This window comes from Microbacterium amylolyticum, from assembly GCF_011046975.1.
Taxonomy (GTDB): Bacteria; Actinomycetota; Actinomycetes; order Actinomycetales; family Microbacteriaceae; genus Microbacterium; species Microbacterium amylolyticum.
In genome coordinates this window covers 130,294-143,864 of sequence record NZ_CP049253.1, presented here as the reverse complement: position 1 = coordinate 143,864, position 13,571 = coordinate 130,294, and the positions used below count along the sequence as shown (strand labels likewise).

Sequence of the window (13,571 nt, the reverse complement as noted above, 5' to 3'; positions counted from 1 at the left end):
CCGATCAGCGCTCGACGGTGGCGGCAAGGGCGAGGGCGTCAGCGGCCACCTGCGCACTCGTGTCCGCATCTCGCATCCAGAGCGGAACCGCGCGCGTTTCGATCCCGATGTCTCGCAGCGCAGGCACCGCGTCCGCGTCTGTTGTGTCGACGAGCCAGCCGTCCAGCAGACCGTCTGCCGAACGCGCTCCATAGTGTTCGGCAACCGCCCGGGCGCTCGTGTCAATCCCCACCGCGGTGAGACAGGCATCGGCCATACCGCGAACGACGGCACCATCGATAATTCCGGACACTCCGACGACCGGAGCGTGTGCCTCTCGCAGGAGTTCGCGCATCCCGGGAACGGCAAGAATAGGACCAACAGACACAACGGGATTCGACGGGGCAACGAGAATCACATCGGCGTCAGTGATCGCCGCGCGCGCGGCGTCAGACGGGGTTGCGGACGCAATGTTCTGCTGCGAGAAACCCCGCGCCGGAATCTGCGACCGGTGCCGCACCCACCACTCCTGGAAGTGAATCGGCCCGTCGTCAACCTCGACGATCGTGTCGATTTCCTGGTCGGTAGCCGGCACAAGAACAGCGCCCAGATCCCACCGTGCGCCGAGACGCGCATAAACGTCGCTGACCGATGCGCCCGCTCGCAGCCACGCCGTTCGTGCGATGTGCGTGCCGAGATCGAGATCGCCGAGCGTGAACCACTCTGGCGCGGTCCCCCACTGCGCGAGCTCCGCCGAAACTCGCTCAGACTCCTCCGCGCGACCCCAGCCGCGCTCTGTGTCGTTCACGCCCGCGAGCGCGTACAGGAGGCTGTCGTGATCGGGAGCGATACGCAGCCCCGACACCCACCAGTCGTCTGCCGTGTTCACGACAACTGAGATCTCGTCGAGCCCGCCGCGCCTGCGAACGAGCTCCCGAAGGCCAAGGACGAAGCGGGCGCAGCCAACGCCGCCACCGATCACCGTGATGCGCATTCCGAAATCGTCGCACATGAGCTGGTGCGGCGTCGCCAACGGCGCTGACAGGAGAGGCGAGGTGAGAAGTTCACGCCGCAGCGAAGAATCGCGTTGGCATACGGTGTGGTCTCCCCGGTGCGGATCACGAGCTTCGCGTGCGGAAAGCGCGCCTTAATTTCTTCGCGTGCCACGCGCTCGATGGGGGTGCCGGGCAGCGCGGCTTCGACAAGCGCTTCCGGCACCGAGCCCCGTGCTTCCTCCGCGATCGTGGGCGCTTCGACGACGACGGCCACGTTCTGCAGCGCTTCAACGGTTTCACCCGCGAGCACCTGTGCCATGACGGCGACCGACTGACGGCCGAGCTCTGTGGGGTTCTGCGCGGTCGTGGCGTGCAGGGTGCCCTGTGTCACGGCGGCGAATCCATCGGAGGTTCCGTCGAATCTGACGACCATAACGTGGTCACCGGCGCGTGCACCCAGTGCCTGGATGGCTCCGTCAGCGCGTCGGTGTCGCGGCCGCTACCTTCGTAGCGCTTTGCGCAGCCACGTGGTGGATCTCACGAGTGTGGAACGCCTTCTTGCTATAACGCAACTCCACGAGAGTAGAGTCCGCGCCATGACCTTCGCGAACATTGGCACGCTCGGCGCACATCCGGGTAAACGGGATGAACTCATCAGGATCCTCACGCGTCCGAACAACGCGTTGATCGAGGCAGGGTGCCGGATATACGAGGTGGGCGCACACGAGGACGACCCCAACACCGTCTTCGTCATCGAGCTGTGGGATTCTGCTGCCGCGCATCGGGCCTCACTCGAACTGCCGAGCGTGCGCGCCGCCATCGTAGAAGCGATGCCGCTCTTGTCAGGCGAGATGGGCGGCAATCACTTCGACGTTGTTGGCTCACCCCTTCGCCGTTAACGAGCTCGCGCTCCGCACGCGAACATCACGACACGCAAGTCAAACGATCGCCGACCGCACAGGTAGCTAACGCCGACGCTGACAGCGACGACAGAAGTGTGACGAGCGATTCGTGAATGCCACGCGCACGATGGGCGTGGCGCACCGCGGACACGGCTGTCCCCCTCGGCCGTATGCATTCAACGAGTGCGCGAAATACCCCGCCTGCCCGTTCACGTTCACGTATTGCGCGTCGAAGCTGGTTCCGCCCTCCGCCAGGGCCTTGTCGAGCACGGAGCGAACCTCGTCGAGGATGCGCGCGCCCGCGCGCGTCGACAGCCGAGCCCCCGGCGCTTCCGGGTGGACCCGAGCCGCCCACAACGTCTCGTCGGCGTAGATGTTTCCGATGCCGCTGACGATCGTCTGATCGAGCAGCAGTCGTTTGACGGCAGATGACCGCTTTTGCAGATTCCGCACGAAGGCCCCGTCATCGAAAGCAGGGTCCAGGGGATCACGTGCGATGTGCGCCGCTTGCAACGCCACGACGGCCTCCGGCGCGCCAAAACCGCCGGCAGCGCCGTCGGGCGTCGGCACGAGGCGATCGATCGCGAGCGAACCGAAGGTGCGCTGATCGGCGAAAACAACGGCGAGTTCGCCGTGCATCGGATGCTCGATGGTGAAACGGATGCGCTCGTGCCGCTCGGTGGCGGCGCCGGGAACACGCAGCAGCATCTGACCGCTCATCCCCAGGTGGGCGATGATCGCCTCGTTATCGCCGAGGGAGAACCAGAGGAACTTTCCGCGGCGGACCGCGGCGGAAAGGCCGCGGCCCACGAGCCTGCGCTCGAAGTCCTCCGCCAGCAATCCGTCCCTCGGGACGTGACGGGTGAGGGCACGCTCGTCACGCACCTCGACAGCACGGATCGTTGCACCGACGATGGCGGGCGCCAGCCCGGCGCGCACCACCTCGACTTCCGGAAGCTCAGGCACCCGAACCCGGCGCGTGAGCCGCCTGCCAGAGATGACGTGCCGCCGCCATCTCTGCCTGCTTTTTACTGGTGCCGCTGCCCGTTCCCGTGAACTCGGCGATCGTCACGGTGGCGGTGAAAACGCGCCCGTGATCCGGACCCTCGCTCGCGATCACGTATGAGGGAGCGGGCTCGCCCAGGCGCGCAGCAAGCTCTTGAATGCTCGTCTTCGGATCAACAGCCGCGCCGTAGCGGCCAGGATCATCGATCAGCGGACCAACCAGGCGCAGAACAAGGTCGTCTGCGGCTTTTCGACCCGCCGAGAGGAAAGTGGCTCCGAAAAGCGCTTCCATCACATCGGCAAGGATCGAGTCCTTGTTGCGACCGCCGGTCTGCTCCTCCCCCTTGCCGAGCGAGATGTGCTGCCCAAGACCGATCGTGCGGGCGACATCAGCGAGAGCAACAGTGGAGACCACGCCGGCGCGGCGCTTGGCCAGGGAGCCCTCGGGCTCGTCAGGAAAGCGCTCGTACAGAGCAGCCGTGATGGCAAGCCCCAGAACCGAATCGCCGAGAAACTCTAGCCGTTCGTTGTGCGGGATCTGCCCGTTTTCGTATGCGTAGGAGCGGTGCGTCAGCGCTAATGCGAGAAGCTCGGCGTCAATCTCGACGCCGAGCTTCTCGGTAAGCGATGACTGCGCGCTCTCAGAGGTGCGCACTGCCATGCGAGGTGGGTGACGACTTAGGCGTCAGCGACCTTGCGGCCCTTGTACTCGAGGTACAGCTCGGTGCCCTGCGAGTCGGTGACAACCTTCGCCTGGTGAGGACGGCTGTAAACGACCTTGCCGTTCTCAATCGTCTTCACGAGGGCCGGGGCCTTTGCCTTCCACTGCGAACGGCGCGAACGCGTGTTCGAGCGGGATACCCGGCGCTTCGGAGGGTTACCTGCCATGGCTACTTCTCTTCTCTAGTCTTGACGGCGTCAGACGCCGACTCGGTTTCAGTGAGTTTATGGAGCGCAGCCCAACGAGGATCGATGGGCTCCTGCGCCACGCCGGATTCGTCGGAACGCAACTCACCCGTGGCTGGATCAAGGCCGGGGCAATCCGGCCGACAGACCGGCTGAAACGGAAGCGTGAGAACTATCGCTTCCCTGACAAGAGTTTCAAGATCCACGTGGTCGTCTTGAAGCTCATAGTCAGAAGTTTCCTGTCCAGGGTACTCGAAAAGCTCCTGGAACTCGACTTCGACCGGCTGGGAGATCGCCTTCAGGCACCGGCTGCACTCCCCCTCGAAGTCGGTGTACGCCGTTCCGCTGACGAGAACGCCCTCATGAACGGATTCGAGGCGCACGTCGATTCTGATTTCGCGGTCCTTCTGGACCGCGACGATCCCCTGCCCCCAACGCTCTGGCGCGGGAATCGTGAGCTCGTGCTCACGCATCTCGCCCGGCTGACGGACGATATCTCGCACTCGCAGCACGAACGGTCCAGAAAGTCGATTCTTCACATCACTAGCGTACGTGTGCCCACCTGATCAGGCACAGAGTCCGGGGAAACGCGCCGCTAGAAATCGCTGGGCGTCGACTGGGCGAGGTATCGGGCAACGGCGGACGGAACATACGGCGAGACATCGCCGCCGAGACCGGCCACCTGTCGAACAAGTGAGCTGGAAACGACCGAGTTGGCAGGGTCAGCAAGCAGGAACACCGTCTCGATCCCCGCAAGATGATTGTTCACCACGGCCATGGGCGTCTCGTACGACACGTCCTGCTGACCGCGAATACCCTTCACGAGAACCCCGGCGCCCACTTCCTGCGCGTAGTCAACGAGCAGGCCTACGCTCCAGGACCCCACCGTGACCTTTCCGGAGAACCCGGCCTCAGCGATCGACTGCTCCAGCAGCTGGAGCCGGAGGGGAAGCGGAAGCATGCCCTCTTTGTCAGGATTGTGTACGACGAGAACATGAATCTCGTCGTACAATGCTGCGGCGCGGCGGATGATGTCGAGGTGTCCGAGAGTCGGGGGGTCGAACGATCCCGGGACAACGGCAATCCGGTTGCTCATGATCGACAGCGTACCGGCAGAAAAATACGCGTGGCTCGGATCTTCCGAGTTACCACTCAGTTCTTCCGGAGTGCCGCACGTTCCTCGCTCGAGACACGCGCGGCCAGCAGCACGGCCAGCTCGGGATGACCCTCCAGGGTGGGGTCCTCATCAAGGATGCCCTGCGCGATTCCGCGTGCTTGCTGGATCAGCGAGGCATCCTTGACAACGCGCAGGAGCTTCAGCGATGACCGCATGCCGGACTGGGTGTCGCCGAGAACATCTCCCTCGCCGCGCAGCTCAAGGTCCACTTCAGCCAGCTCGAACCCGTCGAGTGTCGCCGCAACCGCATCAACGCGGTCCCGTGCCGGTGAGGCGATGAGCGCCTCCGTGACAAGAAGACAGAGCCCGGGCACCTCACCACGCCCGACACGGCCGCGCAGCTGATGCAGCTGAGACACGCCGAAGCGATCGGCATCGAGAATCACCATCGTGGAGGCGTTGGGCACGTCAACGCCGACCTCGATCACGGTAGTTGCCACGATCACGTCGATATCACCGCGGGCGAACGACTGCATGATCGTGTCCTTCTCATCGCCCGGCATCCGGCCGTGCAAGATGGCGATCCGCAGATGACTCGTCGATGTCTGATGCCCGAGCAGCTCGGCAACCTGAACCACGCCGAAGCGGGGGCCCTTCGGTCCGCCCTCTGGCGGCGCTTCGAGCACTGTGCCGTCGTCCTGAACGGCCGAGCCGTCGCCCTCCGTATCGATTGCGGCGCACACGACGAACACCTGGTGCCCGTTGGCCACCTCCTCCGCGGTTCTTTCCCACACCCGGTGAAACCACGCGGGCTTTTCCGCGATCGGCGCGACATACGTTTCGATGCCAGCGCGTCCGGCCGGCATCGTGCGAATCGTTGAGACATCAAGGTCGCCGAAAACGGTCATCGCCACGGTGCGGGGAATCGGAGTCGCCGTGAGGACGAGAACGTGAGGGTGTGTGCCCTTCGCCCGCAGCGTTTCGCGCTGTTCCACGCCGAAGCGATGCTGCTCATCGACAACAACGAATCCGAGGTCGGCAAACGTGGTCTTGTCGCTGAGGAGGGCATGCGTTCCCACCACGATGCGTGCCTGACCGGATGCGACGCGCAGGGACGCCCGTCGCCGGTCGGCAGCGGCCATCTGCCCGGTGAGCAGCGTCGGGATCACTTCCGCCGCGATATCAGGGCCGAGCATTTTCGTGATCGACCGAATATGCTGACCGGCCAGGACCTCCGTCGGTGCAATGAGAGCGCACTGTCCGCCCGTCTCAATCGCCTGCAACATGGCGCGGAGCGCAACGAGCGTCTTGCCTGAGCCGACCTCACCCTGCACAAGACGATTCATCGGGGAATCGGAAACCAGGTCAGCCGCGAGTTGAGCGCCGACCGTCTCTTGATCAGGCGTGAGCGTAAACGACAGCGCACGATCGAAGCGTTCAAGCAGACCACCGGGCTGAGCCGGCCGCGGCGTCGCCGCCGCCGACTTCACGAGGAGACGTTGCTGAAGCAGCGCGGTCTGCATGACGAGCGCCTCGTGCATTCGCAGCGTGTGCCGCGCATGTCGATGATCGATCTCGGTGCGGGGGCGGTGGATCTTCTCGAGAGCCTCGCGCGCGGGAAGCATCTTCTGCTGCGCACGCATCTCGTCGGACAGCGGGTCGGGCACGGGGCCAAGCTGGTCAAGAACCGTCGCGATCAGCTTCGACACCTCCCAGGACCGCACCGTGGACGTGGCGGGGTACAGCGGAATGGGGAGGTCGGCGAACTCGGTGGCGCTGCGGACGGCATCGCCATCATCTTCGAACAGCTGATAGTCGGGGTGCGAGAACTGCAGCTCGTCGCGGTACATACCGACCTTGCCGGAGAACACGCCGCGCCTGCCCTGCGTGAGTTCCTTCAGCCGCCACTCCTGGCCGAAGAACGTGAGCGACATTTCGTCCTGCCCGTCGCCGATGATGACCTCGACGATTTTTCCGCGACGGTTGCGCATCGATCGGACGCTGGCGCTGCGCACTTCGGCAACAATCGTCGCCGGCTCTCCGACGGGCAGCTCGCTGATCGGGGTTAACTCGCCACGGACGGCGTACCGCCGCGGAAAGTGCGCAACGAGGTCGCCGACGGTTTCCATGCCGAATCCGCGTTGGAGTTGCTTCGCGGGCTTCTCCCCCACCGCGGTGGCCAGCGAGGTCTCGAGCGTGAACGACATGGTTCGAGCATAGTTTCGACCCCCGACCAACGATTCCGCATCGCCGCATCCGCGCACCGGAAAACACGGACCGTAGGCTGGAGGCGTGACGAGGATCATTTCCGGAGACGCGGGCGGCACACGACTCGACGTCCCGCCCAGCGGAACACGGCCAACGAGTGACCGGGTCCGCGAATCGCTGTTCGGCGCCCTGGAAACCACGGGGATGCTTGACGACACAGCGGTTCTCGACCTCTATGCGGGATCGGGTGCGCTCGGACTGGAGGCTCTCAGCCGCGGAGCGGCCACGGCGGATCTGGTCGAAAAAGGTCAGAAAGCAGCGCAAATCGTTCGCGGCAATGCCGCGCGTGTGCAGAAGGCGACAGGGCGCGAGGCACGGACGCATGCGGTCGCCGTCCAGGTTTTTCTTCGCAGCACGGCCCGAACATACGACCTCGTCTTCATTGACCCGCCGTACGATCTGCCTCCCGATCAGCTCGCGGCAGATCTCGCGCTGGTCGCAACGGTGCTCGCGTCCGACGGTCTCGTTATCGTCGAACGAGCACAGCGCTCAGGCTCACCAGACTGGGGTGCCGCAGGACTCGTGGCCTACCGCGATAAGTCTTACGGAGACACCGCCCTCTGGTGGGGTGAGCTGCCCTAGACCTGGCCGTTCCAGTCGCTGTACGGGTCCCAGCCTGTTTCGCCCGTGTACGGCTCACCATCGACCAAAACCGGTGACGGCTGGGCGGCAACAACACGGCCGATCGCGCGGAACCCCGGGGCGAGGTCATCCGTGGAGAACGTCGCGAGGAGAGCGTGGTCCTCGCCGCCGCGGAGCGCGCGCGCCAGGTCACCGCTGCTGCCGAGTGCGGCGCTCTCAAAATCGATCGTGACACCGGATGACTCCGCCAGCCGCGACGCGTCGAGCGCCAGGCCATCGGACACGTCCATCATGGCCGTCGCGCCCGCCATCGCGGCCACCGGCCCGAGGCCGAGCGGCGGCTTTGGGCGCAGCTGCATCTCGATCGCGCGCAGCTCACCGCTTTCGAGCTGGTCACGGTCAATCGGCGTTGCATGCCCGTCCACGTCGCAGAAGCGGGTGAACAGCACCTCGAGACCGCGCGCGGCAACGCCCATTTCCCCCGCGATCGCAACAACGTCTCCGACGCCCGCGCCGGCCCGACGCACCGGCTCACGGCCATCCATGTCGCCCAGAGCCGTCACGGCGACCATGAGCGTCGCCGACTGCGTCAGATCGCCTCCCACCACACCGCATCCGGGAGCGAGCGCCTCGCATGCTTCTCGCAGCCCGTCCGCCATCGCCTCAACGAATCCGATTTCCGTATCGTTCGGCATCGCGAGGGCAACAATAAGCGCCGTCGGAGTCGCCCCCATCGCGGCAATGTCCGCAAGGTTCACCGCCGCGGCCTTCCACCCCAGGTCGTATCCCGTTGTCCATGCGAGGCGAAAGTCCGGCCCATCGATGAGTGTGTCCGTTGTGGCCACAACGCGCCCCGAGCTGGCGATAACCGCGGCATCGTCGCCGATCGCAATCTCTGCGGCAGAGGCTCGACCGGTTCGCACCGCGATGCGCGCGAGAATCTCGCGTTCCGACAACTGACCGATCGGGGTGGAATCATGCATCCCCTCAGAGTAGTGCCGCAGGTTGGCGAGACATCAGCGCGCCGATCTCAGGCCGCGCAAAGCGGACGATGAATACGCTGGGGACGTGCTTCGTCGAATCCTGCCCGCTGGTGCCATTGCCACTTTTGCCCTTGCGCTCGCGGCATGCACCCCAACGATCAACCTCGAAGCAGCACCCCATGCGAACACTGTCGAGTGTTCCGAGGCGAACGTGCGCATCCCCGATGCATTCGGCGACACCCAGCGCGTGTGGACAAACGCTCAGTCAACGGCAGCCTGGGGCGAGCCGACCGCCATTATCTATACCTGTGGCCTCGACGAACCCGCTCCGACCACCCTGCAGTGCGTGCGCATGCAGGGTGTCGACTGGATCGTCGACCCCGAAGAAGACTCGGCATACATGCGCATCACCACGTACGGCCGGTCCCCCGCGATCCAGATGTACATCGACGCATCGGCGATCAGCCCGGACGCCGTTCTCCCCGGCATGGCTGCCGCTGCGCTGCAGCTGCCGCAGACCGGGGAATGCGTCGACCTTCAAGACGCCACCCCCGTCGACGAAGACGCCGATCTGCTCATCCCCGGAAGCTAGAGAACCGGCGGCCGAACAGACCGGAAAGCGACCTCAGCGGCGACCGAGCTCGATGAGTTCCGTGATCAAATCAGCGTAGCTCAGCCCGGATGCCACCCAGCATTTCGGGTACATCGAAATCGGCGTGAATCCCGGCATCGTGTTGAGCTCGTTCACCACGACATCGCCGCCGGTCGTGAGAAAGACATCGACGCGCGCAAGTCCGCGCCCCTCGACCGCTTCGAAGGCACGAGCGGCAACGTCGCGAATCCGTGCCGTCTCGTCGTCCGTGAGCTCTGCCGGGCACACGACGTCGGCGCCATCTCCCCCGAGGTACTTGCCCTCGAAGTCATAGAATTCGCGCGTTGTCAGCACGATCTCACCGGGCAGGGAGGTGCGGGGCATCGAATCGCCACGCCCTTCGAGAACCGCGACCTCAATCTCGCGACCGACGATCGCCGTTTCGACGAGAACCTTGGTGTCTTCCGCCAGGGCAACGCGCATTGCCTCGTCAAGCTCCGAGGCGTCATGCGCTTTCGACACACCAACGCTCGAACCCGCTCGTGCCGGCTTCACGAACACCGGATACCCCAGCTGGTCCACGTCGGAACGAACGCTGTCTGTGTCGTCTGCCCATGCCCGGGCACGCACCGTAATCGACGGTGAAACGGAGATATCAGCAGCCTCGAGTGCCACCTTCATGAAGTGCTTGTCCATACACATCGCGGAGTCGAGGATGCCGCCGCCCGCATACGGAATCTCGAGGATGTCGAAGAAGCCCTGGATCGTGCCGTCCTCGCCGTGCAAACCGTGCAGAATCGGCAACACAACGTCGACGGTTCCGAGGTTGTCGATGCCTCCGTCTGCGCGCTGAACACGAAGCTCCCGCGGCCCGCCGGGCATCGGCCAGATGATGCGCGTGCCGTTGTCGACCACCTCGGGCATCTTGGCCGCGTTCAGCAGGAATCGAGCCGGATCATCCTCTTCGAGAATAAAGACCCCGTCACGCGTCATCCCCACCGGAATCACGCGATAGCGATCACGATCAATGGCGCCGAGAACCCCGCCCGCCGTCGCCGAAGAGATCTCGTGCTCGCTGGAACGCCCGCCGAAGAGCACCGCCACGGTCGCTATTGCCATACTGCGTCTCCTCCTGGGGAGTGTCGTCGTCTGTCGTGAGGTGCGGAGCAATATCGCGCGGATCCATCGTGCCATCGAGCACCATCTTGACCTGCTGCACGATGGGCATCTCAATGCCCTGCGCACGAGCAAGTTCGAGGATCGGGGCGACAGAGCTGATGCCCTCCGCTGTCTGTTCCATCCGCGAGACGACGTCGGGAAGAGCATAGCCCTGTCCAAGAAGTCGACCGGCCGTGTTGTTGCGGCTGAGCGGGGATTGGCACGTCGCAATAAGATCGCCGAGCCCGGCGAGCCCTTGCAGCGTCTCCGGTTGCGCACCATGGGCGACCGCAAAGTCGGTGATCTCGACGAGACCGCGCGTAATGATCGATGCCTTGGTGTTCTCGCCGTGCCCGACACCATCGACGATGCCGATGGCGAGCGCGATGAGGTTCTTCAGAACACCGCCGAACTCCGCACCGATGACATCGGTGCCAACAAAGCTCCGGAAGTAAGGGTTCGAAGATGCACGAGCCACGGCCTCTGCCGTCGCTCCGCTGACGGACGCAACAACGGCCGCCGTCGGCTGTTCCTTGGCGATTTCCAGGGCGAGGTTCGGACCACTCACGACAGCGATACGAGCAGGATCGCAACGCAGCGCGTCGGCCATGACCTCGCTCATGCGCAGGCCCGTCTTCTTCTCAACACCCTTCATGAGGCTGATGATCGGCGCATCAGACTGCGCAATGAGCGGACGGATCTGCTTCAGGGTGTCGCGCGCCGATGAGCTGGGAACCGAGACATAAATCTGCTCGCTCCCGCTGACCGCACGCGTGAGATCCGGCGTTGCACGCATGCCCCCGGGCAGGTTGATGCCCGAGAGATACTGCGAGTTGCGGCCCGCCTCATCGATCTCGCGCGCCAGTTCTGCTCTGCGCGCCCACATCGTCACGTCGGCGCCGCCATCGGCCAGAATCTTGCCGAATGTTGTTCCCCAGCTGCCCGCACCGAGAACAGTGACGCGAAGACTCATATGCGACCCGTCTCGTTCTGTCCGTGCTGCGTCGGGTCCCAGCGCTGGTCCGGGGCCTTCTCGCCACGGAGCTCTTCCAGGAGCTGCGTCACAGCGCTCATCACACGTTCGGTCGCTTCGTTCATCACGCCCTTCTCGTTCTCACGCCCGACCAGATCAGATAGGTCGACGGGCGGGCCGAAGAGGAAGGTGACGGGACGACGCGGCGGGAAGAACTTGATTTTGCCGTAGCGGGGCATGAATGCCTGCTCGCCCCAGTGGGCGACCGGAATCAGCGGAATGTTGCCGGCCAGGGCCAAACGCACCGCGCCCGACTTTCCGCGCATCGGCCACAGATCGGGATCACGAGTCAGCGTCCCCTCGGGGTAGACGATGACGCCGCGCTCGTGTGTCACGATGTCGTTCGCCTGTGCCAGCGCCTGCGATGCACCATTTTTGCCACGGCCAGTGCGGGACACCGGAACCATCCCGGTTGCGCGAAGCGCCGCGCCAACGACGGGGATCCGGAACAGGCTTTCCTTCGCCATGAACCGAGGCGCCCGTCCCAGCCGCCACGTGGCGACTGCCACCGTCAGCGGATCGATCTCGCTGTGGTGGTTCGGCGCGAGAATGTACGCGCCGTCGCGCGGAAGGTGTTCCTCACCGCGAATACGGATCTTCGCGAACCACCCGACGGCCGGAATAATGATCGCCGCGAGAATCCAGAACAGACTCGGGCGGGTTTTTTCCCGCGAGGCCCGTGCCACGATCAACCGACGATGTCGAAGTCGGCGCCGAGCGCCGTCAGCTTGTCGAAGAACTTCTCATAACCACGGCGGATGATTCCGACGTTCGAGACACGAGACGTTCCCTCGGCCGCGAGCGCCGCGATCACGTAGGCGTAACCACCGCGCAAATCGGGAACAACGATGTCCGCCCCGCGAAGCGGCGTCGGGCCCGTGATCACGGCCGCCTGCTCGAGCTCACGGCGCGCCACACGCCGGTACTCACCGTCAAGGCCCTGTGCGTGCACAACGATGTCGGCACCCATCTTGTTGAGAGCCTCGGTGAACCCCAGACGGTTCTCGTACACCGTTTCGTGCACGATCGACGTTCCGGTGGACTGCGTCAGTGCCACGATCAGCGGCTGCTGCCAGTCGGTCATGAAGCCGGGGTGAACGTCGGTTTCGACCATGACGGGCTTCAACGGTGTCGCCGCGCGACGGAACGTGATGCCCTCGTCGGTGATGTCAAAGGAGCCACCGACCTTGCGGAAGACATTGAGGAAGGTCAGCATCTCGTACTGCCGGGCGCCCTTGACGAAAATCTCTCCGTCGGTTGCCAGAGCAGCGCAGGCCCACGAGGCGGCCTCGTTGCGGTCGAACAGGCTGCGGTGGTCGTAGCCGTGAAGCTGGTCGACGCCCTCGATGAAGATGACACGGTTGGGCTCATACGAGATGATCGCGCCCATCTTCTGCAGAACGCCGATCAGGTCCATGATCTCGGGCTCAATCGCCGCGTTGCGCAGCTCTGTGACGCCCTTCGCCCGGACAGCGGTCAGCAAAACCTGTTCCGTTGCGCCAACGCTCGGGTACGGTAGCTCGATGTTCGCGCCGTGAAGACCCTCCGGAGCCGAGAGGCGGATGCCGTTGGGCTCCTTGTCGACAGTCGCACCGAAGTTGCGCAGCGCCTCGAGGTGGAAATCGATCGGACGATCACCGATGCGGCAGCCACCCAGATCCGGGATAAACGCCTGACCGAGCAGGTGGAGCAGAGGACCGCAGAAGAGGATCGGAATCCGGCTCGAGCCAGCGTGTGCATCGATCTCTTCGAAGCCCGCCGACTCCGCGCCGGAGGGGTCCAGAAGCAGGGAGCCCGCCTCGTCCCCCTCGGACACGGTCACACCGTGTACCTCGAGCAAGGACCGCACGACCTCGACGTCACGAATCTCGGGGACGTCACGCAGCGTCGATGGTGTCGAGCCGAGCAGCGATGCCACCATCGCCTTGGTCGCGAGGTTTTTCGCTCCCTTGACATCGACCTGGCCGCGAAGCGGTCGTCCGCCGCGAATCTCCAGAACATCGCCGAGTGGCGACGCAAGCGTCTTATCGTTCGTGCCTACGAGCGTCATT

The 13,571-nt window shown here is 64.5% G+C and carries 16 protein-coding genes; 3 read left to right on the top strand and 13 right to left on the bottom strand.

Features of this window, described 5'->3' with window-relative positions:
* Nucleotides 1–4 precede the first annotated feature (4 nt).
* Both cofD and G6N81_RS00805 read right to left on the bottom strand, forming a co-directional pair.
* On the bottom strand, nucleotides 5–973 hold the full coding sequence (gene cofD, locus G6N81_RS00810) for a 2-phospho-L-lactate transferase (protein ID WP_165131801.1): 969 nt from the start codon (nucleotides 971–973) through the stop codon (nucleotides 5–7).
* Nucleotides 958–1,407, bottom strand: a complete 450-nt coding sequence (locus tag G6N81_RS00805) for an RbsD/FucU domain-containing protein (protein ID WP_338143998.1) — start codon at nucleotides 1,405–1,407, stop codon at nucleotides 958–960. Before G6N81_RS00805 ends, cofD begins: the two co-directional genes overlap by 16 nt.
* Nucleotides 1,408–1,570: 163 nt before the next feature.
* On the opposite strand from G6N81_RS00805, the gene G6N81_RS00800 reads away from it, so the two are divergent.
* Nucleotides 1,571–1,873 carry a putative quinol monooxygenase gene (locus G6N81_RS00800; RefSeq protein ID WP_165131795.1) on the top strand — a complete coding sequence of 101 codons (303 nt, stop codon included), beginning with the start codon at nucleotides 1,571–1,573 and terminating at the stop codon, nucleotides 1,871–1,873.
* A gap of 66 nt (nucleotides 1,874–1,939) precedes the next feature.
* Here the strand turns inward: G6N81_RS00800 and mutM are convergent, their stop codons facing one another.
* From mutM to G6N81_RS00770, 6 genes are read right to left on the bottom strand one after another with little or no spacing between them, the layout of a single operon-like run.
* Nucleotides 1,940–2,842, bottom strand: coding sequence for a bifunctional DNA-formamidopyrimidine glycosylase/DNA-(apurinic or apyrimidinic site) lyase (gene mutM, locus G6N81_RS00795; protein ID WP_165131792.1), 903 nt, complete (start codon nucleotides 2,840–2,842; stop codon nucleotides 1,940–1,942).
* Nucleotides 2,835–3,542, bottom strand: coding sequence for a ribonuclease III (gene rnc / locus G6N81_RS00790; RefSeq protein ID WP_165131789.1), 708 nt, complete (start codon nucleotides 3,540–3,542; stop codon nucleotides 2,835–2,837). Before rnc ends, mutM begins: the two co-directional genes overlap by 8 nt.
* 17 nt (nucleotides 3,543–3,559) lie before the next feature.
* The gene (rpmF, locus tag G6N81_RS00785) at nucleotides 3,560–3,769 is read right to left on the bottom strand and encodes a 50S ribosomal protein L32 (protein ID WP_165131786.1); all 210 of its coding nucleotides are present in this window, start codon (nucleotides 3,767–3,769) and stop codon (nucleotides 3,560–3,562) included.
* A gap of 2 nt (nucleotides 3,770–3,771) precedes the next feature.
* Complete coding sequence (locus G6N81_RS00780; RefSeq protein WP_378730928.1) at nucleotides 3,772–4,326, bottom strand: YceD family protein; 555 nt, start codon at nucleotides 4,324–4,326, stop codon at nucleotides 3,772–3,774.
* Nucleotides 4,327–4,382: 56 nt separating this feature from the next.
* Nucleotides 4,383–4,883, bottom strand: a complete 501-nt coding sequence (coaD, locus tag G6N81_RS00775) for a pantetheine-phosphate adenylyltransferase (protein ID WP_165131783.1) — start codon at nucleotides 4,881–4,883, stop codon at nucleotides 4,383–4,385.
* Between the two features lie 56 nt (nucleotides 4,884–4,939).
* Nucleotides 4,940–7,111, bottom strand: a complete 2,172-nt coding sequence (locus G6N81_RS00770; protein WP_165131779.1) for an ATP-dependent DNA helicase RecG — start codon at nucleotides 7,109–7,111, stop codon at nucleotides 4,940–4,942.
* Between the two features lie 85 nt (nucleotides 7,112–7,196).
* Here G6N81_RS00770 and rsmD point away from each other — a divergent pair, with 85 nt between their 5' ends.
* Nucleotides 7,197–7,754: a 16S rRNA (guanine(966)-N(2))-methyltransferase RsmD gene (gene rsmD / locus G6N81_RS00765; protein WP_165131776.1), complete on the top strand. Its 558-nt coding sequence runs from the start codon at nucleotides 7,197–7,199 to the stop codon at nucleotides 7,752–7,754.
* Here the strand turns inward: rsmD and thiL are convergent.
* Nucleotides 7,751–8,737, bottom strand: coding sequence for a thiamine-phosphate kinase (gene thiL / locus G6N81_RS00760; RefSeq protein WP_165131773.1), 987 nt, complete (start codon nucleotides 8,735–8,737; stop codon nucleotides 7,751–7,753). The two genes, rsmD and thiL, sit on opposite strands and share 4 nt — an antisense overlap.
* Before the next feature lie 85 nt (nucleotides 8,738–8,822).
* Here thiL and G6N81_RS00755 point away from each other — a divergent pair, with 85 nt between their 5' ends.
* Nucleotides 8,823–9,329: a DUF3515 family protein gene (locus G6N81_RS00755; RefSeq protein ID WP_165131770.1), complete on the top strand. Its 507-nt coding sequence runs from the start codon at nucleotides 8,823–8,825 to the stop codon at nucleotides 9,327–9,329.
* Nucleotides 9,330–9,362: 33 nt separating this feature from the next.
* Here G6N81_RS00755 and G6N81_RS00750 read toward each other — a convergent pair whose 3' ends face one another.
* Genes G6N81_RS00750 through murA form a run of 4 tightly spaced genes read right to left on the bottom strand, consistent with a single transcriptional unit; the run spans nucleotide 9,363 to nucleotide 13,570 of the window.
* Nucleotides 9,363–10,448: a D-alanine--D-alanine ligase family protein gene (locus G6N81_RS00750; RefSeq protein WP_165131767.1), complete on the bottom strand. Its 1,086-nt coding sequence runs from the start codon at nucleotides 10,446–10,448 to the stop codon at nucleotides 9,363–9,365.
* Nucleotides 10,354–11,460, bottom strand: a complete 1,107-nt coding sequence (locus G6N81_RS00745; protein ID WP_165131764.1) for an NAD(P)H-dependent glycerol-3-phosphate dehydrogenase — start codon at nucleotides 11,458–11,460, stop codon at nucleotides 10,354–10,356. Before G6N81_RS00745 ends, G6N81_RS00750 begins: the two co-directional genes overlap by 95 nt.
* On the bottom strand, nucleotides 11,457–12,206 hold the full coding sequence (locus G6N81_RS00740; RefSeq protein ID WP_241245008.1) for a lysophospholipid acyltransferase family protein: 750 nt from the start codon (nucleotides 12,204–12,206) through the stop codon (nucleotides 11,457–11,459). Before G6N81_RS00740 ends, G6N81_RS00745 begins: the two co-directional genes overlap by 4 nt.
* Before the next feature lie 2 nt (nucleotides 12,207–12,208).
* Complete coding sequence (gene murA, locus G6N81_RS00735) at nucleotides 12,209–13,570, bottom strand: UDP-N-acetylglucosamine 1-carboxyvinyltransferase (protein ID WP_165131758.1); 1,362 nt, start codon at nucleotides 13,568–13,570, stop codon at nucleotides 12,209–12,211.
* Between the last annotated feature and the right edge of the window lies 1 nt (nucleotide 13,571).

Bases quoted from the DNA above. Each gene is read 5' to 3' on its own strand.
- cofD (WP_165131801.1), bottom strand. From the start codon at position 973: ATGCGCATCACGGTGATCGGTGGCGGCGTTGGCTGCGCCCGCTTCGTC.
- G6N81_RS00805 (WP_338143998.1), bottom strand. From the start codon at position 1,407: ATGGTCGTCAGATTCGACGGAACCTCCGATGGATTCGCCGCCGTGACA.
- G6N81_RS00800 (WP_165131795.1), top strand. From the start codon at position 1,571: ATGACCTTCGCGAACATTGGCACGCTCGGCGCACATCCGGGTAAACGG.
- rnc (WP_165131789.1), bottom strand. From the start codon at position 3,542: ATGGCAGTGCGCACCTCTGAGAGCGCGCAGTCATCGCTTACCGAGAAG.
- rpmF (WP_165131786.1), bottom strand. From the start codon at position 3,769: ATGGCAGGTAACCCTCCGAAGCGCCGGGTATCCCGCTCGAACACGCGT.
- coaD (WP_165131783.1), bottom strand. From the start codon at position 4,883: ATGAGCAACCGGATTGCCGTTGTCCCGGGATCGTTCGACCCCCCGACT.
- G6N81_RS00770 (WP_165131779.1), bottom strand. From the start codon at position 7,111: ATGTCGTTCACGCTCGAGACCTCGCTGGCCACCGCGGTGGGGGAGAAG.
- thiL (WP_165131773.1), bottom strand. From the start codon at position 8,737: ATGCATGATTCCACCCCGATCGGTCAGTTGTCGGAACGCGAGATTCTC.
- G6N81_RS00750 (WP_165131767.1), bottom strand. From the start codon at position 10,448: ATGGCAATAGCGACCGTGGCGGTGCTCTTCGGCGGGCGTTCCAGCGAG.
- G6N81_RS00745 (WP_165131764.1), bottom strand. From the start codon at position 11,460: ATGAGTCTTCGCGTCACTGTTCTCGGTGCGGGCAGCTGGGGAACAACA.
- murA (WP_165131758.1), bottom strand. From the start codon at position 13,570: ATGACGCTCGTAGGCACGAACGATAAGACGCTTGCGTCGCCACTCGGC.